Origin of the sequence: Rhizobium sp. Root1203 (genome assembly GCF_001424945.1) — a bacterium.
Taxonomy (GTDB): domain Bacteria; phylum Pseudomonadota; class Alphaproteobacteria; order Rhizobiales; family Rhizobiaceae; genus Rhizobium.
Genome location: NZ_LMCW01000035.1, coordinates 1 through 21,955, shown reverse-complemented (window position 1 = coordinate 21,955; position 21,955 = coordinate 1). Strand labels below are relative to the sequence as shown.

At 57.9% G+C, this 21,955-nt stretch carries 7 protein-coding genes and 4 pseudogenes; 2 read left to right on the top strand and 9 right to left on the bottom strand.

The annotated features are described in order from the left end of the window. A pseudogene (locus ASC97_RS35735) lies at nt 1-97 on the top strand (ethanolamine utilization protein); the annotation flags it as partial. 399 nt (nt 98-496) lie between these two features. On the opposite strand, the gene ASC97_RS25620 reads toward ASC97_RS35735, so the two are convergent. The 3 genes and pseudogenes from ASC97_RS25620 to ASC97_RS33545 all read right to left on the bottom strand — a co-directional run. Next, the gene (locus ASC97_RS25620) at nt 497-1,369 is read right to left on the bottom strand and encodes an aspartyl/asparaginyl beta-hydroxylase domain-containing protein (protein ID WP_200959545.1); all 873 of its coding nucleotides are present in this window, start codon (nt 1,367-1,369) and stop codon (nt 497-499) included. Between the two features lie 365 nt (nt 1,370-1,734). After that, on the bottom strand, nt 1,735-2,361 hold the full coding sequence (locus ASC97_RS25615; protein ID WP_057471162.1) for an outer membrane protein: 627 nt from the start codon (nt 2,359-2,361) through the stop codon (nt 1,735-1,737). A gap of 1,269 nt (nt 2,362-3,630) precedes the next feature. Further along, nucleotides 3,631-3,875: pseudogene (locus ASC97_RS33545) on the bottom strand (IS6 family transposase); the annotation flags it as partial. Between the two features lie 14 nt (nt 3,876-3,889). Here ASC97_RS33545 and ASC97_RS35730 point away from each other — a divergent pair. Then, nucleotides 3,890-4,143: pseudogene (locus ASC97_RS35730) on the top strand (type I secretion system permease/ATPase); the annotation flags it as partial. Here the strand turns inward: ASC97_RS35730 and ASC97_RS25600 are convergent. The 6 genes and pseudogenes from ASC97_RS25600 to ASC97_RS25575 all read right to left on the bottom strand — a co-directional run bounded on the left by ASC97_RS25600 (nt 4,142) and on the right by ASC97_RS25575 (nt 20,157). Then, nucleotides 4,142-4,992, bottom strand: a pseudogene (locus ASC97_RS25600) (hypothetical protein). The pseudogenes ASC97_RS35730 and ASC97_RS25600 overlap by 2 nt on opposite strands. Before the next feature lie 82 nt (nt 4,993-5,074). Next, complete coding sequence (locus ASC97_RS33535; protein WP_082530161.1) at nt 5,075-8,119, bottom strand: rhomboid family intramembrane serine protease; 3,045 nt, start codon at nt 8,117-8,119, stop codon at nt 5,075-5,077. Between the two features lie 90 nt (nt 8,120-8,209). Beyond that, nucleotides 8,210-9,685 (bottom strand): HlyD family type I secretion periplasmic adaptor subunit, encoded by a 1,476-nt coding sequence (locus ASC97_RS25590; RefSeq protein ID WP_057471160.1) that lies wholly within the window; start codon nt 9,683-9,685, stop codon nt 8,210-8,212. After that, nucleotides 9,682-11,859 (bottom strand): type I secretion system permease/ATPase, encoded by a 2,178-nt coding sequence (locus ASC97_RS25585; protein WP_057471159.1) that lies wholly within the window; start codon nt 11,857-11,859, stop codon nt 9,682-9,684. The genes ASC97_RS25590 and ASC97_RS25585 overlap by 4 nt, the downstream gene beginning before the upstream one ends. A 70-nt stretch (nt 11,860-11,929) precedes the next feature. Further along, nucleotides 11,930-18,625 carry a beta strand repeat-containing protein gene (locus tag ASC97_RS25580; RefSeq protein ID WP_244481595.1) on the bottom strand — a complete coding sequence of 2,232 codons (6,696 nt, stop codon included), beginning with the start codon at nt 18,623-18,625 and terminating at the stop codon, nt 11,930-11,932. Between the two features lie 1,091 nt (nt 18,626-19,716). Beyond that, complete coding sequence (locus ASC97_RS25575; RefSeq protein ID WP_057471158.1) at nt 19,717-20,157, bottom strand: hypothetical protein; 441 nt, start codon at nt 20,155-20,157, stop codon at nt 19,717-19,719. Nucleotides 20,158-21,955: the final 1,798 nt, after the last annotated feature.

Below are 21,955 nucleotides of genomic sequence, written 5' to 3'. Positions count from 1 at the left end.
GCCCAAAGGCGCATCGGTAACGATCACGACGGAAGGCGAGGGGGCGCTCACGGCTTACGTGACGTATCCGCACTGGGCCGAAGCCCATGAGAGCTAACTGCGCTCGACGGGAAGGGCCGTGATGGGGGCGGCTATTAGGGAAAGAGACGCAAGCTCTGGCGAAAAAGTTCGAATACCCAAGGCCTTCGTGAAGGAGGACGACCTTTTCGTGGTCGTCACCCTAGATGAAGTTTCTGGGTACGACCTTAGGGAAAGCCACGCGGTTCGACTCACGCACAGGAAGATCATGATCGGTTCCTTCGTGACCGATCGGGCGGTCCACAATGGTGCAGATGTTGTCGCCTCCGGCCCCAAACGCTGCGCAAGTTGAAAGCTTCGCGTCTCCGCCGGTTGCTCCCACCGCGCCACTTGGCGTATTCAGAACCGCCGGGGCTTTAGTCGCAGCTGGATGAAAGTTCCATGGCAGGCCACCGGATCTTCAGCAAATGCTGGTTTCTCAAACCAGTCGGCTCAGCAGTTCGACCGCGCCCGCAACGACCCCAAGCAGCAACAATAAAAGCAGGATATTCACCGACCACTTAATGGCTAGGTAGAGTGGGCGTTTCGTTGATTTCAGCGCTTTGGTGCGCTCTAGCAGGGGTGCAAGCCCGGCGAAAACCCTGTTAGCCAGGCCGCGACGATCTTCCGGTGTGTTCGGGACGACCGAGATCCGTGTTATTCTCTGATAGAAGAGGTTGAACAGCAACCCGGCTGGGTTCAAGGGCCGTTTAATGTCGCACATCAGAATGAGGCGATCTGAATCGGTGTCGTTGCGGACATAGTGAAGGTAGGTCTCGTCGAACATGAGCACTTCGCCATCGCGCCAACTCAGGTTGCGGCCATCGACATTGATAAAGCAGGCATCCGAGTTGGGAGTTGCAAGGCCAAGGTGGTAGCGCAGCGATACCGCGATAGGGTCGGCGTGCCTGGTGAGTTGAGAGCGCCCGGGTAGAACTGTGAACATCGCACCTTGCACTGCAGGCACCTTCCGCAATATTTCGACAGTCCTGGGACAGAGCCGCTGTGCGGAACGATGCGTGTAGCCGTACCAGTTGAGATAGAAACGACTCCAACCATACTTGAAGAATGTCCGAAAACCGACGTCGTAGCAACCTCCTGTCCCGGGACGTTTGGCGGCATCGAAATAGCTCTGGCGCACAAGCTCCAGTCCTTCGTCTCGGATGGTCTGCCAGTTCTCCTTCAGCAGGTCGAGTTCCGGGAAATCGGCGGGGTCGAGAACGGTTTTTGATCCGCGCGGAAGCGTGGTTAAGTAGAGCACGCAATTGAGGGGCGTGAAGATCGGCCAACCTTTTCGGAAGTACTCGGTCAAGTTTTCGTAACGGACTCGACCCCGGAAACGGTATACGTACGCCATACTCGCAATCACAAAAATGACAATAACGCTAAAAGCTGACATGAGGTGACCTAGGATACAGTTTGATGATTTTGGGCGACGTCCGATATTCCTCGTTCTTGACCGGATTGATCGCGGCAATTTCGACCACGTCGGTCGCCAGCTGGCAGTAGCCACCTTCAGCTCGCGATCGGAACCGTTTATGTTCGCAAGAGGCAGCGGCCGAATTGCCCGTGAGCCATGCCTCACGGTTCGGCCGCCACTCTCCCACAGGGCGCGTGCGTGGGGTCTCGGTTGCGCCCTGCCACGCTCCGATGGTGCGGAGCGTATCTGTCGAACAGTTAGAAGCGAAGGTTGACACCTGCCTTGATCACATGGCTGTCAATGTCGGTACTTGTGGTTCCGGCACTGGTCGTCGTTTTCACGTCCGGGGTCATGACGTAATTATATTCGACCCTGGCGGAAAGACCGTTTCCGAAGGCCTGCTCGATCCCGCCGCCGACGAGATAGCCGCCCTCCCAACCCGGACCGCTCCGGATGTTGCTGCCATTGTCGAATTTGGTCATCGCGTAGCCGGCGGTGCCATAGACGAGTGTCCTGTCGAGGCCGACCCCGGCCTTTGCCTTGGCGGCCAGACGCCATTGCTCGTCCAGGCTGCCGCCACGCACCGTCTGCTCGGTCCCGCCCATGTATGTGCCTTCAAGCTCGGCGCCCAGGACGGCGGAACCGACCTGGAAATTGTAGCCTGCTTGCGCGCCCGCAGCGAGGCCCTTGCCGTCGGCAAAGGGATTGAGACGGCTGGAGGCAACTCCCGCATGGCCGCCGACATAGGCGCCGCTCCAATCGAAGGTGGTCGGCGCGGGAGGGCTGACCGCGTAGGAATTGTCGAAATCGGCTGCCGAGGCAGTGTGGGACAGAAGCCCGGCTAGGATGGCAGACAGCGCGAGTCTTGTTCTCATCGAAGGCATCAAATTACTCCAGACAGAGGTGCGGCGCTCTTCAGCGCGGCATGAAATTATTTCATGAGAGCTTGGATGCAGGCTCCCGCGTGCCCTTCGGGACTCTGACCGACGAACGCCTCTCATCCTGCTTGTGAGGATTGTGGGCAGATTACGCCGAGCGTCCCATCTGCAAAAATGTCCGCGGGGTAGCTGGTCTCATAGCAGGCTCGTCGTCTCGACGCCCCCCTGAAGCCTGGCGGGATGGACGTGCCACTGCCAATAAGAGCCCGGGATCTGATCGCCAACGTGGATATAAGTATGCGAGACATTACCCGGTGCCGTTGCATTGATACTCGCCAGTTTGACCACGTTCGCAGCCGATGGGCACGACGTGGTGCCGGACGCGCTCCGGCTTGATGCCGCCATGGAGCGGTGGATGCCCGTCATAGTACGCAGAACGGATCGGGGGCATCGGTATCGTTGTGATCCGAGAGGGACGCATCATTCGGGCGGGGCCATTATGGTGAGCAAAGCCTGGCGTTCCAGTGACCGAGGATACGGCCTTCAATACCGCTTCGATCGCGAAGACCGTAACAGCAGAAACGCCTGCCAAGACAGACCGCAACGATGCTATCGGCTTGGCACAGATCATCCGTACGGGTTGGTGCAAGAGCGTCCAACGAAGGGCGGCCGAATGGGTTCCTTGATCGTCTGAGTTACAGATGTTAGCTTTCCGAGGGAACCTTACCGAACCTGCTGCCGGGTTGAAGGGTATTCAAATCGATGACGTCCCCTGTCCGGAGGTCGAAGTGTAATCGGCAGACTTCGACGAGGATAAGCAGCTTTCAAAAAGGCGCTACGCAAGCGATACCCAGCTATTGGCTTGTCGCATGCTGATGAGGCTATCGCAGCATCTTTCGGTTTCAGAACCTATGCAGCTATGCGCGGAGTGTTGCAGCAGGTGACTGGGTCTGCCCGCTTCATCGTTCAAATAGACGCGAGCCTGCTTCTGATGCGTCTTGAAGAACTAGGCTATAGCGGGCTCGCGGTCCAAGACTTGAGGCGGACAGTTTTGGAAGCGCCGTATCCTGACCAATGGCTTGGGGACGAGTTGGAGCAATCACTGGTGCGGCGGCGCATACCAGATGCGGCTAATGGCTAGGCTTCAAATGAACACCTGCAGGGAGTGAGGGAACCTGGCCCTTAGATACAGGCATGCCGTTTCAACCGACTTATGTGAGCCGTTGATGCCCATATAACGGCCGGTGATCTCCTTTCGCAGCGGCGTCTTTCGGCACAAGTGCTTTGTGTAAGCCGGCCGAATTTGCGAGCCCATCGCCGGATCGTTTCATAAGACACAACAATACCACGCTCCAACAGCATTTCCTCGACCAGCCGCAGGCTCAAAGGGAAGCGAAAATACAGCCACACAGCGCGCGCGATAATCTGCGGCGGAAAGCGGTGGTTCTTGTAGCTGATCGCGGGCGAGTTCATGTCAGCCGAATTAGCCATCAACCGTTAAGCCAACGACAACGTGACATCGCCCGATCGATCCTTCATCCTTGTGCAGCGACGCTTCGTCGGCCCTGGCGCAGCTGGGGCGGCGTTCGAGTTCCCCTGGTTCCTGCCCCCTCTATCTTGCGCTACCGCCACGCCTTCGGCCACGTGTTGCTCGCCTCTCTCATCGTCCAGATCTTCGCGCTGATCACCCCGCTGTTTTTCCGGGTCGCGGTTGACAAGGTGCTGGCACGTCGCAGCTATTCGACCCTGATCGTTCTGGTCATCCGCCTCGTTGCCGTCGGGTTTGTCATTCAACTTGGATATGGACATGGTCGTCGTGACGAGCCGCACGACATCCTTGAAACCGAATATGGCTGTCGGTGGCACCCAGCGCATTCTTGATATGAGGCTCTACGAAGACCTTCTCCAAGCCGAACTTGCTCACCCCTTCTGTGGTTAGCCAACGGATGGCGGAAGCAGTTCGCTGCTCTTCAATTCGATAAGCTGGGAAGAGACGCTGCAGCGCATCGAGGTCCCAGCGTGTGGTGAGCCAGTCGCGTCGTCCTTTACACGGCTGTTCGTCGCCATCCGCAGGCTGTTCAAATGCAAAATAGCCGATCGGAGACCGTGTTGTGCCATTCAAGAACTTACCGTCCACATCCTGGTAGTAGAACGCCAGGTCGAGCTTCTTTCCGTCCGCATGAGACAAATGCGGAAACAGCGGGAAACCGTCGATGAACGGAAAATTCCCGTCCAAGGCCACTGTCACAGTTCCTGGAAATTCTTTGTCCATGTGTTCCGCCAGCGCGGTTGCCAGATCGCGCATACGCGGCGTTGCGTAGTTGCGGTTGAGCAGGCAATAGATCGGGGACCGAACCACGAGCTTGTCGTCGGGTGTGCAATGCAGGATAGAGCCACACGCCCAAATATCGGCGCGATGACGTTCGATGCAAATGCTGAACAAGCATAGCAGAGCAGGAACACCGCGAGCTTTGTGATGAATCGCCGTGTTCTCCAAACATGCGTGGCCCCGACAGCCATGAGATATGCGAGACCACCAATCTGCGTGAGTATCGTTAAAATGGCGACGATCAAAAAGTGGAGAGTAAAACGTATCACTTTAGCGACCTTGAAGGACGATTGGTTGTTGTTCCGCATGAACGATCGATTGTGGGATTACCTTCCATTGCCATAAGCGATTGAATGATATTGCACGATCTAGCGTCGCGAGCATGGCGGCCTATAATGGCTTGTCATCAAGCTGAGTTGACGACAGCAGATCCCCCGCAGCGCTATAATGGTCCGTCTTGGAAGCCCATCGCTCGGTATTTGCCACGTCATACCTGATGATGTCCCTGGTGCCGTCGTCGTTGAAATTACTGCGAGTAAGCGTGTGATTCATGCTATCTTTGATCTGCTCACACCGGGTCCAAGGCTCTTCTTCATCGACGTCATATGTGAAAGTGTAGTGTGTGCTGTCATCGTTCGTCTGATCAATCTGCACGAGCAGACCAGCGGCATTGTAGGTCTGCCGATAAATCCTCCAAGTCGCTGTGTTCGTCACGTTGTAGCTGACAACATCCTTCGTATTATCGTCGTAGAAGTGGGACTGGTTCAAGAGCCGCCCGGCGCTGTCCTTGTACTGTTCGTGGCGCGTCCAGGGCAAAGTGTTGGCGACATCAAAGGTGACCAGGTTTTGCGTGTCGTCATCGTTAGCTTGCTCAATAGCAAGCAGTTGGCCGGCAGTGTTGAACGTCTCCTGGTGGCTCGCCCAGGTCTGGGTGTTGGCCGGATCGTAGTTCACCTGGACCTTGGTGCCGGCGTCGTTGAGAGTGACCTGGGATGTTGTCTTGCCGGTGGGATCAAATGACTTGCTGATCTCCCTCCATGCGGTTGCATTCGCAATGTCGAAGTCGGTGACAGCGGCCAAAATGCCTATGGCCGTGTAGTACTTGATCTGCGTTCGGGCGCCGGAAACGGCGAAATTAACGTCTGCACGACCGCCGGCGTCGAGATACTGCGTCTCCGATACCTTTCTACCTCCAGCATCAAACCGCTGTTCGACACCCAACCATGGTTGGGCGTCCAAGGGATCGAAAAAGGTGGCACCGGTTAAAATTCCAGCTCTGTTTTTGCGGGTGACGCTCAGTGTCTTTCCTGTTGCCGCATCAAAGGCTGTCGTTACCGAGCTGCCGTCGGGGGCACGACTGATTTGGCTAGTTCTGCGACCTCGTCCGTCCGTTGTGGTTTGGACCGAGTTCATTGCAGGGGCAGGCCCACCAGAACTCACAAGGCGCCCCAGTTCCCCCTTAGCGCCGTCATACTCCAGGAATGTGGTTGGGCACGACGACAAAGCGGTTTGGAATCGTTGCTGGGCCTGTGCGTGATCTCCATGCTGCAGGTACCATTCAGCGGAGTAGAATGTCGCTTCGCAGCGTTCGTCGGCGTTCCCAGCCTTGGCCACGAGATCGGCAGGACTGAGTTTGCCGAAAAACAGTTCGTATACCGAATAGGGCCATTTGCCCGCGTCCACTTTAGTGGCTGCATCTCGAAGGGCGGTAAGCGCCTGGGCATCACCGCCTCGCTTCTGCGCCAGGAAACGCCACAGGTAGTAATAGGCAGCGTTCGTACCAGTCTCCTGAGCTTTGGCGGTGAACCCTTTCGCAGCGCTCTCATATCGATCCGCAAAATAATCTGCCATCGGATCCCCTATCCAGGTTTCGTATATCCGACTGATGGGCCAAAGGGATCCAATTGCAATTGCCACAAAGAAGAAAGTGAACATGGCGGCCGCCCACCCGAAGCGCGGTGCGGGCCGTTCCCGCGGCCAAGATACGAAGAGCATGAGGGCCAAAATACCTCCAGCCGCAGCTCCCCCGAAGTGTGCGGCATAGTCGATATTTTCTCCATTCTTGGCAGCCGACACAAATGGCATCAGAGCCGGCAGCAACAATTGACCGGCGCCCATCCGCAGCGCCAGCGCGATATGTGAGAACGAGGACCGAAAACTGATGACGATCGTTGCTACAAAAAGCCCGACGATGCCGCCAGAGGCACCGACGCCGACAACATTCGCCGGGTTTATCCACACGGAAGCGGCAGAACCGCCGAGAGCGCTGGCGAAGAAAATCGCGGAAAACCAGCGCCAACCGATCAGTCGCTCAAGAAGTTTCCCGGCGAACCATAAGGACAGGCAGTTGAAACCAATGTGCAGGGGACCACCGTGCATGAACGGTGCCGTGAAGAGGCGCCACCATTGATGATACTCCACCATGCTTCTTTGGAATGTCCCGCCCAGCACAAATAACGCTTCCGTACTGAGAGAGCCCGCCTTGGACATATCCATGCTAAAGGCAAGTTCGGCGGCGTATACGATGGCAAGTATGGCGATCAGTATGTAGGTGAAGGTCTGTCGACCGACAAGGATGTCAGGATCCTCCCCTTCATCCCCGTCCAGGCCTCTGGTCGAGCCCGTCTCGCTCAATGTTTGACTGGTATCTTCTTTGGCCTTTTCCCAAAGGCCGGAGCACTGCTGGTAGATCAGATCTGGATCGCCCCGAAGCGCCTTCATATTGATGCTAGCCTTGGCTTTGGAGCCATGCAGCACAGAGTAAAGCAAACCCCTGAAATCAGGCCGACGGGTTGCGTCAGCGATGATGGGATCAAGTTCGAAATTGATGCTGTCGATGTGCCTGGTTTGAACGCGTTGAAGATTTCGGATAGCGGGCCAGGATATTGGTTTCGGACCATAGCTTGGCAGGTGAATACCACGCCTGGAAATGGTCAGGCCCGGGTTCCTGTTGAACAGCTTGAGCAAGGCAGTCGCCGCAATGACGGCAAAGAACAGACCTCCCAACAGCTCGATGTATAGGCTCGGATGATCATCGCCTGCCTTGCCAGGCATGGAGGCCATGGCTGCAATCAAAATGACGAATGCGATGGCACCGAAGAGCACCCGGAGGAGTTTGTTCTTGTCGTAGTGATATTCCGTTCCGACCAGTTCTCCGCGCATTGCTCCGGATACCTTCGGGGTGCTCCTCGCCCAGACCGAGGCCGTTGGACTGCCCCCATTGCGGGCTGTCGGCAGGGCAGCATGCTCGGCAAGGTCATCATTGCTCCTGTTGCGAAGCTCATCGAGCTCGCTCGCCCGGCACCAATCAATGAGCCCCTCATGCCAAACGAGTGTGTTCGGGGCGAGTTGTCTTGATTCAATCAGAATAGTGATTTCGAGAGCGGAAACTGGGCCCATTTGTTGGCCCTCGAATTTATAAAACCAAGCTGTCATCAAGCTCTCTTATATTAACGCCGTATATTGAGAATGACTTGCTCAAGCTCGGTGCCACTGCCGATCTCTGGCAAACATTTGGTGATTGTTTCATCGCTCCTTCATCGCCCCCGACGCGATCTCGGCCAGCGGTGAGAATAGATATTCGAGAATACGGCGCTTGCCGGTCTTGATCTCCACGGTCACCGACATGCCCGGCGATAATGATACTCTCTGCCCCTCGACATCGATGTCGCCCGTATCCAGCTTGACGGTCACCGGGAACACAAGGTTCTGGACACGCTGGGCATTGGCGATCGGCACGGCGCTCTGCAGCGCCTTTGCCGGGTCGCCTTCGAGCTGTCCGGCGTCGGGTTCGGGAATGGCATCGCGCGCGACACCGGTGACGCGTCCATGGACAATGCCGTAGCGGGTAAACGGAAACGCCTCGACCTTGACGACGACGGGCTGACCGATGGCGACAAAGCCGAAGTCGCGGTTCGGCAGGTAGGCCTCGACTTCGAGCGCGCTGTCGCCAGGAATGATCCGCATCAGCTCGGCACCGGCACTGACCACTTGGCCGATGGTGGTGATCGCCGACGCCTGAACGCTGCCGTCGATCGGACTGGAAATGGTCATCGATTGGCGCCGCTTACGAGCCTTTATAAGCTGTTGTTTCAAGCCATCGGCGCGACGGGAGGCTTCCCCCTGCCGGCTGACGTTGTCGGCGATGAACGTGGCAATCGTCTTCTCGCCGTCGCTGGTCGCCACCGCAAGCGACGCCCGGGCTTCGGCAAGCTGCCCGTTTTCCGTGGCAAGGACGGCCATTTCCTTTTGCTGGGTCTCCATGGCGTCGATAAGACCGGCTCGCGTTCCGACCGATTGATCGATCAGGTTGTTGTGGATCGCGACGCGTTCGGCCAGTGTCTTCACCAGCGTGGACTGCGCGGCAATCGTCTGGTCCAACCTGTCGATCGCTGCCTGTTGCTGAATGCGTTGTGCCGCGATGTTGGCGAGCGCCGCATCCAATTGCTGAAGATCAGCCCGATAGATGCCAGCCTCGCGCTCGCGGACGTCTGCTGTGACGGTGTCGGGCAAATCGAGATCGGCCGCGACATGCCGCTCGCTTGACCATAATCCCTTGGTTTGCCATTGCCTCGCGGCATCAACCGCCGCCTGGCGACGCTTGGCTTCTGCGCTCGATGCCTCGAGCTCCGTCAGCACGCCATCCTCATCGGATCTGAGCTCTGTGCCGTCCAGTTGAACGAGAACATCGCCCGCCTTGACTCGCGAGCCGTTCGCAACCGGGACTGAGGTTGTCTTGCCGGTTTCGATTGACTGAATGATCTTCACCCGGCCGGTTGGCTGGATTTTCCCCTGGGCTGTGGCAACGATGTCGAAGGTTCCGAGATAGCTCCAAAGCAGCGCGCTGAATACGACCACGGCTATGAACCACATGAACGCCGCCCGAATGGGGGAAGCAGGCGTCTCGAGGATTTCCAAGGCGGCCGGCAGGAATGCATTGTCGGCGCGGGTCCGCTTCGGCGGTCGTTTGCCTGGCCGGCGGGGACGCACGAGCATGTTCATGCCTGATTGAATCCCGTCTGCAACTCCCACAGGTGCGCGTAGAGGCCATTCGTTCGAGCCAGCAGCGTTTCGTGCGTGCCTTCCTCGACGATGCGACCGTCCTTCATGCCGATGATGCGGTCGCAATGACGCACGGTCGCCAACCGGTGCGCGATGATGATGACGGTGCGGCCTTTGACGATCTCGCGCATATTTCCAAGGATGATCCGTTCGCTCTCGTAGTCGAGCGCGCTGGTCGCTTCGTCGAGGATCAACATCGGAGGATTGGTCGCCAGTGCGCGGGCGATCGCAAGGCGCTGCCGCTGACCGCCGGACAGGTTGGCGCCGCGCTCCTCGATCAGCGTGTCGTAGCCGCGTGGAAGCCTGGCGATAAACTCGTCGGCTCCCGACAGACGCGCCATCCTGATGGCCGCCGCACGCGACATCGATGGGTTCACCAGGCAGATATTGTCGTGGATGGTGCGGTTGAACAGCATGTTCTCCTGCAGGACGACGCCGATGTTCGAGCGGAGCCAGGCTGGGTCGACTTGCGCGATGTCCTGGCCGTCGACGAAGACCTGTCCACTGCCCGGCACATAGAAGCGTTGGACAAGCTTAGTGAGCGTCGACTTGCCGGACCCTGAGGGGCCGACAATGCCGATGACCTCGCCGGGGCGAATGCCGAAGCTGATATCCTTCAGGACCTCCGGTCCATCCGGTGAATAACGGAAGTTGACGTGTTTGAAGGCAATCGCACCGCGCGGGGGCGGCAGGCTGACGGCAACGGAAGGGCGCGGTTCGGCCGGCGCATTCAGAATATCCGCCAGACGCGCGACGGAGACCTGCACCTGCTGGAAATCCTGCCAGAGCTGCGACAGCCTCAGGATCGGCTGCGAAACCTGCCCTGCGATCATGTTGAAGGCAACCAGGGCTCCCACCGTCAGCTCGCCGTCGATCACCGCCTGGGCGCCGAACAGCAGGAGCGCTGCCGAGGTGATCTTATTGATGTACTGGATTGCATTCTGGCCCTTGGCAGCCAACATGGTCGTGGCGAAGGAGGACTGGACGTAAGCCGCCAATCGCTCCTCCCATTGCGAGGCCACCACCGGCTCGACGGCCGACGCCTTCAGGGTCTGGACGCCGACGACGGTTTCGACCAGGAATTGCTGGCTGTAGGCTCCCCGCTCGAACTTCTCGTCGATCCTGTCCTTGAGCAGGGGCCGGATCAGGAAGCCGATCGCCAGGTAGAACGGGATCGATGCGACGACAATCCACGCCAGCCGCGACGAATAGGAAAACAGCACGAAAATGAAGACAAAGGTAAAGATCAGGTCCAATCCGGAAAAGAGCCCCTGGCCGGTGAGGAAGTTGCGGATGGTTTCCAGCTCGCGCACACGGGCGATCGTTTGTCCGGTTGGGCGCGTCTCGAAATAGCTGAGCGGCAGGTTTAATAGATGCCGGAACAACCGCCGTCCGAGCTCGACGTCGATGCGGTTGGTGGTGTGGGAAAGCGCGTAGGTGCGCATGTACTGCAAGAGCACGTCGAACAGGCCAACGGCAACGAGGCCGACGACCAGAACGATCAGGGTCGAATAGCTCCTATGTGCCAGCACCTTGTCGACCACGACCTGGAAGAACAGCGGCGTGATCAGCGCAAAGATCTGCACGATGAGCGATGCCAGCAACACGTGGCCGAAGGCACGGCGATAGCGCCAGATCGACGGCAGGAACCAGCGGAACCCGAACGTCGCCCCAGCCGCGCCAGGGCCGGCAAAGCGCCGCTGGACAAGGATAAAGGTGCGATCGGTCTCCGCGAGCAAATCCTCTGGCGTGATCGTGCGGGTCGAGAAGTCGATCGGATTGATCAGCTGGTAGAGACCGTCGTGATTGGGGGTTCCGAGGATCGCGAAGGTACTGTCGCGAAGGCAGGCGATCGCCGGCACGGGCAACGTCGTCAGGCGGTCCTTGCCAACGCCACGGATGGCGCGCGCCTTGAGGCCGGCGATCTTAGCGGCACGCAGGATATCGTCGGGCTGCGACACTCGATCGAGCGCCAGCTCCCTGGCCAGCGTGTCCGGTCGCGACGATATGCGGAAGTATCCGGCGATTGCGGCAATAGCCGCAAGGCCGGAATCCCTCGCGCCAGCGGCCTCGGCCTGCTGGTCCTGTTCTTCCTCAAGAACTGCGACGCTCATAAACCAGGCGCCTCAGATCGGAGGCCTGCTGCCTGGGGGCAATGTCCCCAGGCGCTCGTGAGGCAAGCCACTATGCTGCTCGATACGCCAGGGTGGCATCGCCGACCAGGAACTTTCCGCCGGCTTCCGTTTCGTAAGTACTGGTGCCTGTTATGGCCGAGCCATCGGCAAAGGCCTGGGCACCATCCGGCGTATGCAACAGGTTGACGAGCTTGATGCCAGCCTCGGACATGGTCTGGAGTTCGCCCTGGTCGGTGATGCCGTTCTGGTTGCCGTCGCGCCAGACCCTGAACTCGCTCCAGCGATCGTCCTGGGCATCGAGGATGTTGTCATGGTTGCTGTCGAAGACGAGGCGCAAGCCGTCGAGGTCCGAGACCGAACCGCCGTTGGCGGCGATCTGCTCGTCACTTGCCCAACCGGAGAAGGAGAGCTCGCGCGCCTGGTCGATCAGCCCGTCCGCGCCGGCGTCGCCGTTGGCGCTGAGATCGATGGCAAGGAACCCGTCGTTGGCACCGACCCACGCGCTCGCATCGGCAATGCCGTCCCCGTCCCAGTCGAACTGCGGCGATGTTTGCGTATTCGCCAGATCAAAGGGCCGCAAATCCACATGGCCGTTTCCATCGAGATCAAGTAGCACCGGATGCTGAGATCCATAACGCATCGGGGAGCCATTGTGATGGTTGTATGGCACCCCTTGGGGATTGTAGGAGGATGTTCCGGTCACCCCACCCCACTTGCTGTAAAAGGTTAGGTCGTACCAGGCGTCATCATAGTACAACGTGCTCTTCTTGATTATGCCGCCGACATATTCGGCCACGGTCCTGTCCCACTGATTAGCGCGACCTGTCGTATCATATGTCGTGACGGTGTAATTGCTTGGATCATCGTTGTAGACATACTGCGCCGTAATCTGACCGGCGGCATTGTACACACTCACAACGGACGACCATGACTGCGCGTTGGTGACGTCCCAGGTGTAGTAAGCGTTACTGCCATTGTCGTAGTGGTTCGTCTGGTTCGTCAGCCGGGCACTGGCATCATAGGTGTATTCTAAATACGACCAATCTGCCGCGTTTGCCGGGTCATAGGATACCCCATACCGCGTTCCATTGTCGTTGATCTGGTAGAACCAGGTGCGCTGGCCGGCTGCGTTGAAAGTCTGCTGGTAGTTCGACCACGTTGCCGTGTTCGCGACGTCGAAGGCGAAGGCGTCCCTGGTCCCATTGTCGTTGTAGTTGGTCTGCGCCGTAACCCTGCCGCTGGCGTCCTTGATCTGCTCGTAATACGACCAGGTCGCTGCGTTGGCGACATCATAGACGTATATGCCCTGGGTCCCGTTGTCGTAGAAGTTTGTCTGGTTGAGGACCTTGCCGTTGGCGTCCTTGGTTTGCTCATAGCGCGACCATGTTGCTGCGTTGGCAACGTCATAGGTCACCGTGTTATGGGTACCATTGTCATTCGTCTGGTCAACGAAGGTCAGCTGACCTGCCGCGTTGAAGGTCTGCTGGTAGGTCGACCAGGTGGCGGTGTTAGCCGGATCGTAGTTCACCTGGAGCTTCGTGCCGTCGTCATTGGATGTGGTCTGTGCCGTCAGCTGGCCCGATGCGTTGTAGGTCTTGCTGACCTGCGACCAGATGTTGGCATTGCCGGTATCGAAGTCCGTGGTGCCGGTCAGCGCATTGGTCGCACTATAGTACTTGATCTGCTGCTGGGCGCCGCTTGCGGTGAAACTGATCTCCGCCCGCGTGCCATCGTCGTTGTACTGGATCTCCGACGTCTTCTTTCCGGCTGCGTCGAACTGCTGCTCGACCCTGGTCCACGGCTGGGCATTCAACGGATCGTAAAGCGTGGCCGATGTCAGCAGGCCGGCCTTGCTGGCGCGGCTGACGCTGAGCGCCTGGCCGCTCGCCGCATCGAAGGCCGTCGTCACCGAACTACCATCCACGGCAATGGCGATCTGGGATGTCTTGCGGCCAAGTCCGTCGGAAGTGATCCGGGAGGTGAGGGAACCGAGCGCATTGACGGTATCGACGACGCTCTGGGTCGCCGATCCACTGCCGTTCAAATCAACCTTGGTCAACGTCACCGAGCCGTCGGCATGGGTGACGGATGTCTCGGTGTGATCGACGGTGCCGTTGTTGTCTGAATCTTTCGACAGCCTGGTGATCCGGCCGTCGGCACTGGTCGAGATCGTACCCGTCGCCTTGATCACGCCACCGGAAAGAGTCTCGGTCACGGCAGTAACGACAGAGCCATCGATCTGCCGCACCGACTGCATGGTCACCTCGAAGATGCCGTCGCCGTCATAGTCGTAGCGGATCGTCTTCGTCCGGCCATCGAGCGAACTCGTCGTTTCGCTCTTGGCGGCAATCGCCTGCGTCCAGTAGATGCCGCCCTGGCCGAGGTAGGACGCGTTGCGCGCCGTCGAATTGTTGGTGACGACGGACACATTTGCCCCGGTCGTATCTGTCGTGACGATCTCGATCTGATCGACCGTGCCGTCGCCATTGACGTCCCTGGAGGTGGTGATCGTCCTGCCGTCTGCGGATGCCTCTACCGTGGTCCTGGCCGCGACGATTCCGCTTGGCAGATCGGTGTCGATGGTGACGGTCGTGCGGCTGCCGTCGGCATGAACGGTATCATCGACGCTGCGCTGGCGCTCAATGCTGCCATTGCCGTCGAAATCCCAGCTGATGGTTGTATGACGGCCATCCGCCGACACGGTCCGAACAGAGCGATCCCTGATTGTGCCGTCGGCATTGAAGTCGGTGGTGGTCGAGGTCAGGATGCCGGAGTTGGCAGTCACACTCTGCTGGCGCTGGTCGACGATGCCATCGCCATTCGCATCGCGCTCGACCGTTGTCGTCAGTTTGTCGGCGCTGATGAGTGTCGTCGTCTTGTCGACGAGATGACCGCTCACATCGGTGGTTGACACGGACTCGCGGACAGCACCATCAGCAAGTACCTCTCGCGTGCTGGTCCGTATCTGGTTGCTGAAGCCGGTCCGCTCCTCGCTCGATGCAACGACCTTGCCGCTGGCATCGGACGTCACTGTTGTCTTTGAGATCGTCGTGCCGTCGAACTTGCTTGACGTGATCGTCCGCGTGGTGGTGCCGTCTGCATTCAGAGCAGTGACGTCGGTCGCGGTCTGGCTATAGGAGCCCGAACCCGTCAGGTCCCATTGCTCGGTCACCGACCGGCCGTTGGCGCTTGTGGTAGTCAGCTGGCGGCTGGCAAGTGCTGATCCATTGAACGTGCTGATGGTGCGGCTGCGCGAACCGTCAGCATTCAGCGTCGTGATATCGGTCTGGCTCTTGTCAAAGCTGCCGGACCCCGTCGTGTCCCACCTGGTGGATATCGACAGGCCATCGGCGGAGGTGTCGACGACAGTGGTAGCCTTGACGACGAGGCCGCTTGGTCCGGTTGCCAGATCCTGCGATGTCGTGGACGTGCTGCCATTGGCATTGAGGACGGTGACGCTGGTGGTTTCCTTGTCCACGGTGCCATCGCCGTCGATGTCGTAGTCGATGGTCTTCTGCAGGCCATCTGCCGTGACGGTGATGGTCTTTGTATCCCTGGCAACACCGGCGGCCGTGAGATCGACCAAGCGTTGCTCCACCGAGCCATTCGCTTTTTTGGTCGTTGTCGACTGCTGATCGAGAATACCGTCGCCATCGAGATCGGCGGCCACCGAGGTCGACAGTCCATGGGCAGCGACCGTGGTCACTGTCCTGCTTTCCAGCGATCCGTCCGCCTTGAAGTAGCTAAGCGTTTCCGTTGTTCCGCCGTCTGGATTGAGCACGGTCACATCACTCGTCGAGCGGACGGTCGTGCCGCTGGCGTCGGCCCACACGGCGGTCTTGGTCAGGCCGTCAGCACTGACCGTCGTGGTCGTCCGCGAGACGAGCACGTTGCCGGTGGAGAACTGCGACACGGTGCGCGTCTGCCCGCCATTGCTATCGAGCGATGTGGTGTCGGTAACGACACGTTCGAACACGCCATCGCCGTCGAGATCGGAGCTTGCAGTTTTGGAGAGGCCATTGGCTGCCGTGGTCACGACTGAACGGCTGTCGAGGGTGCCGTTTGCCCTGTAGGTCTCGACCGTATCCGTCGTCAGACCGGCCGCATTTATCGCGATGGTTTCTTCGACATCGATCGCGCCATTGCCGTCGAGATCGATCGTCTTCGTTGCCGTCTTGCCGTCGGCGCTGATGCCGGTCGTGGCCGTCGAGACCAGGGTTCCGTTAGCGGCCTTGGTCGCTTCGGTTGTCTCGGTCGAGCCATTGGCGTTGAGGACATGCGTCGATGTCAGGCTTCTATCGACTGTGCCATCGCCATCGGCATCGATGCCGGTCTGGGTCGACAGTCCATTGGCACTGACCGTCGTGGTTTGACGATCGGTGAGCGTGGTTCCGCCGCTATGGGAAACGGTTTTGGTAATGGAGCCGTCGCTGTTGAGAGTGGTGAGCTCAATCGTCTTGACATCGATTACGGCGTCGCCGTTGAGATCCTCACTAGCGACAACAGAAAGGCCGTTGCCTGACGTGACGATGGTCTGGCGATCGAGGAGTGTCCCATTGCCGGTAGCAAGCGACATCGTCCTGGTGCGACTGCCATCGGCGTTGATGACCGTCTGGTCGCTGATAACGCGATCGCCGATGCCGTCGCCATTGACATCAACAATCGAGGTCGTCGTTAGCGTGTCGGCGCTGACTGTGTCCCGGCGCGTCGCAAGCGTTGCGCCATTGGCGGCGTAGTCGGTACGCACAGTCTCGGAACGACCGTCGGCGTAGACTGTCCTGGACTGAACGCGATCGGTGTTGCCGTCACCATCAGAATCTGTGGTGACGCTGGTCGTCCTGCGGTCAGCACTGACAGTGGTTATCGACTGTCCCTTGAGGGTGCCATCGGCACTGCGCACAGCGACGGCTTCGGTTCGGGTTCCATCGGCGCCCAGCGTGATGACGTCGGTGGCGACCTGGTCAAAGGTGCCATCACCATCGAGGTCGGATTGCAGGGTTTGCGAGAGGCTGTCGGCCGTGGTCGTCGTCACCGTCTTGCCGAGGATCGCGCCGCTGGCATCAGTGGTGGTGACCGTCTCCGTCCGGCTGCCGTTGGCATTGGTCACAATGATATCGGTGACGATCCGGTCATCGACGCCGTTGCCGTCGGCGTCAGTGCGGGTGGTCTTCGACAGGCCATCGGCCGATGTGACCGCGACACTCCTGGCGATCAACGAGCCATCGGCATTAAATGCACTCACCGTCTTCGTCGTCGTGCCGTCGGTCGCCACGGTGATGCGGGTCAGGTTGTCGGTTGCGCCATCGCCGTTGGCGTCGGCAGCAAGGGTGATTGTCTTGCGATCGCCGCTCGTTGTCGTCACCGTCTTCGACAGCAGCGTGCCGTCGCCGCTGGTTTCCTGAACGGTCTGCGTTCGCACACCGTCGGCCGCTACCATCGTGATGTCGCTGTCGATCAGGTCAACTACGCCATCGCCGGTCAGATCTGAAGAGACTGTCTTCGACAGGCCGCTGGCTGAGGTGACCGACGACGTCGTCGTGCGCACCGTGCCATCGCCGTTGAAAACATCAGTATGCGCGGTAATATCGCCAGAGGCCGCGATCGTGGTCACTGTCACGGTGCGGGTATCGACTGTGCCGTTTCCGTCGGCATCCTCGGACACCGTCTTGGTTTTGTTGTCGGCGATGGTCAGTGTCACCGTTCTCGCGAGCAGCGTACCGTCCGCACCGTGATCGGCGATGGTCGTCGTCCGGCTACCATCGGCGGCGACAGTAGTAGTATCTGTGACGATCTCGTCATTCGTGCCATCGCCATTGAGATCGATGGTGCTGGTTTTCGACAGGCCGTCGGCCGTCGCTTCGATCACAATCTGGGTGAGAACCGTTCCGTCGGCGCTCAGGGATTGCGTTGTCGTGGTGGACGAGCCGTTGGCCTGTCTGACGAAGGTCTGTCGCTCATCGGCGGCGCCGTCTCCGTCCTGGTCGAGTGTTGTGGTGATCGTCAGGCGGTCTTCACTGGTCACTGTCGTTGTGCGGTCGGCCAGCGAGCCGTCGGCATTAAAATTGGACACGGTCTTGGTGCGAACGCCATCGGCATCAACGGAGATAACGGTGGTCTGTGAGCGGTCGAAGGTGCCGTTGCCGTCGTCGTCAAAGCTGGTCTGCACGTTGTTGCCATCGGCACTCGTGGTGACAAGGTTGCGGAAGGCGAGGCTGCCGTCGGGATTATATCCGAGGATGTCTTTCTGGATCGAGCCACCGGCAACGGTCGTGCTTGTCGTCTGGACCAGGTATTTGTTGCTGTCGGCCGCGAGAACAGCGTCGCCGGCTGTTCCAGTCGTGCCGTCGGCGCGCGTGAACGTCGTCGTCCCGGTGATTGCCGAACCGTCGGCGAAACTTTGGCCGCTACCAACAGGTGTCAGGTCGATCGAGGTGATGCCGAGGCTGTCGAGCGATACCAGCTGTCCGTTGACCTCGACCTTGAACTCGGACCAGCGTGCGTCTCCTGCGTCGAGCTTGCCGTTGCCATTGGTGTCGAAGACATGCCTTAGCGCTTCGAAGTCGGTGGTGGCTGAGGAGTCCCAGTCGGTGAAGGCGAACTCGCTCGAGCGGCTGATCCTGCCGTCGCCGTCGGCGTCGAGCACCAGTACACCCGTGCCCTGACCGGCCCAGGCGGTGCGGCTCTGATAGCTGCTGCCGTCGAGATCGATAAATTTTGATGACGATGACAGGTCGTTGATATCCAACCCGTTGCCGGAGAGGTCGAGGACGATCGGATGATATACGCTCCAGCCAATGCGATTCTCGGGCCCTGGGTCTGAAATGAAATCTTGATTGCTGCGATAGGACCGTCCGCCACTCGATTTGCTAGGGCCACCGGAATTGCTAGAGCCGCTCGACCTTCCCTTACTATTCGACGATTTCGGTGAAGGACTATAAGAGCCGCCACTTGTATACCCGCCGGCAGCGGAGCCGTGGCCGCCGTCATTCACCGCGTTGTCCCAGTCGAGCTGTGAGCCCCAAGGATTGGAGAGACTCTGAAAACTCTGAACCAGCGGCGCGGGCATAGGTGTAGCAACGAATGGTCCGGAGGGTGAGGTAAAAGTGCCTATTGCAGGTGAGTTAATTGTGGGCGGTTGGGCAATCCCCTCGGCATTGGGAACCTGTGTGGTGAGCGTCGGGGTCACGGGCAACGACGACATCGATATAGGAAGAGAAGCGGAGAGTTCTGCACCCACAGAGTCAAGAATACCGGTTACACCGTCGCGCACGTCTGATCCCAGAAAATATGAGTAGGTGAACGATACTGCGGCGCCTACTCCCCAGAAGCCGATAAGCGCCCAGCCTGGCGGTCCCGACAAAGCAGCACCTGCAATAAATGCAGAAGTCGAAAAGTACGTCGCAGCCGCGCCAATACCAAGACCAATGCCCATTCCAAATAGGTCATCGACAGCGATGCCGATCGACCGGGTCGCATAAGAAGGTCCCTCATAGCTTCCAAGATCTGACAGAGCGTCAAGCGCTATGACCGTTCCCCCGAGCCATTTCAAATTCCGGGCGAGATTAGTTCGCAAATAAACGCCAGTATTTGGCGTCATTGACTTTGCCATCTGATCAAAATCCTGTGCGAAAGTCTGTTGTCCGATACGAGCAGCTTTCTGCTGAACGGATGGCAGCCTGCTTCCGGGCCCGATTTTGTACGAATACGCGATGCTATAGGCGAGGCCTACCTTGAGCACGTCTATTGATGTTGAAAGGTACGTTGCCATGTTGTTGAGCGTGGAACGAATGTCTTCGTGCGAAAGCTGTTTTGGGCCTGCCATGGGACGTCCTTTACTTAATCTACTTTGTTAAAACGCAGCAGAAAGTTTCTAACAGAGATTGTAGCGCAGATAAAAAAAATTGAAGCGCCTAGGTTGAACATATAATAGCGAATGAACAGCTTGTCTGAGCCGAATATCCACTCGAATACTTCGCATTTCGATCCCACACATTTATTGGGAAGGTAGGCCAGCATGTAGTCGAAGGCGACAATTGCGATGGGAATGCAGACGACAAATACAAAAAGCTGCATCGGTGGCTGTACAGATTCCACCAGTATCTGCTTTGGACCAACGATCGACCGCCTCACCGCAATGTTCATGAACAGGAAGAACAAACCAGTCGCCAAGGTCTGGGATGCAAGGAGACTAAGAGCCGAGAATTGATCGCTTAGGTAAAATAGTGCAGCCGCAATGAAGGACCCTAAAAAGAATGAAGATGCGATATTGATCCACACATCGTTTTTCCTCTTTATCGCATGAGTTAAATACAATGATATACTAACAGCAGTTAGCGCTATTGGAACCGGCCCTATGCTTGCAGGCATTAGGACCCACCATGTGATCTGACATTTTTATACAGCGTCGCGTGGCGCCCGAAAAAGAATAAAAGTACGTTCATCTAGACGTTTCCTTAATCGGCGACCCCACGCGCTCGTCAGTCTCCAAGCTAGTTATCGGCATGCTCCTCTGCAATCAGCAAAGGGTAGCCCGTTTTTTTGGAGATGCTGTCGGATCTAACGCTTTGACGTATGGTTTGCTGGCTCGGCATAGCGGGACGACGACGTTCAAGCGCTTTCGCAATGTGTAAATTATGGACCTCATAATTGCCTCTATTTCTCAAACCTTATTAGTTGCAGTGCACAATTGATCATCCCCGAAATCAGGAGAATTCCGCCCCACACAAAGAGATAGTAGTCGCGAAAGTCTTGGTCAGATCCGATTGCAAACCTAAAGAAATTGCACCGAGCAGACTCGCAGGCAGTTGGCGTATGAAAGCCGAACCTGAAGTAGATAATAACTGCTATAATAATAGGCGACATCACGAGAAGATGTATTAGCTGGCGTCTACCTAACGGGCTTCGCTCCGTGAAGTTTCGTCGCCCAATCACCGCATGCTTGAAGGCCAGATTTAGTAAGGCGATGAAAACTGCGCTACCGACGCATTGAGCGAGAAATACGGTAAAGGCATTGGCTTTTAGGAAAAGCGCAAAGACGGCAGCACAAAGGAATGTGGAGACGAATAGCGCTGCAAGAATAGACTGCCCTTCGATATTTTCTCGCCGGGCAATGAGCCTAAAATATAGGACCCCACCGACAATGCTGAGCAGGATAGGTACCGGACCTACGGTCAATAGTCTAACTCCGCAACTATTCTAATGAAAATCTGTCATATGAGCCGACGCACCAATAACGCGGGATCACTGCGGTCGCTGGCGGTTTGCCGTGCTAAGGGTCATATCTCGCGATCTACTAGTACTAGACGCCACTAGCCATAGGACATCCTTCCCGTAAATCTACTTTGTTGAACGAGACATATATTCTTTAGTAGAAATCGCAGCCGGATAAACGTCTTACGGCTGTCGGGTTCAGGTGAAATGATCAATTCAGCATCGGTGTGACGTGTTCTTGCTTGGCACGAAGCACCACCACGATCCAACCGCCTCCCCATAATATTTAAGAATTATGAACCTCGTTTCGGCGTCACTATTTCCAGCGAGCAAAGCCATTGTCAATAGTGAAGATTGTATAATTCTCACGTTGCCCTTTAGTCGTGTGGTTTTTTCAGACACCGAATTGCCTCGGGATCCTGCCCGCTACGCCGACGGTCTAAAAAGTTCGGCGATAATCGTGGTGGTCGCTCGAGTGCGCGAGTTCTGCTGCAAGCAACTATATTAGCTTCACCCGGCCAACACGGTTTGATGCAATGCCAACCGCCATATCAGTCATGGTAAGCGTGTTCCATAAGGCGATGCGATCACCGCTGCACAGCCCTCGGCCGACAGTGACCTCGCCAATCCCGGCGTGGCGATGGCTTCAGGCGATTTGTCGACGCGTCCATCGCCACAAACAAAAAGCACTACGACGCCAACGTGTCGCAGGGAGGAAGCGAGGCGCTTACCGCTGGCTACGAGGGAGGACGTTGGTGCAGCGATCGCGGTTTGAGCGGATTTCGAACTTTGATGGCGAGGTTATGCCGTTTCTGTCTTGCAGCGGACGGATTTCGGGTGTGCACAATCGAGCATGCGATTGAGA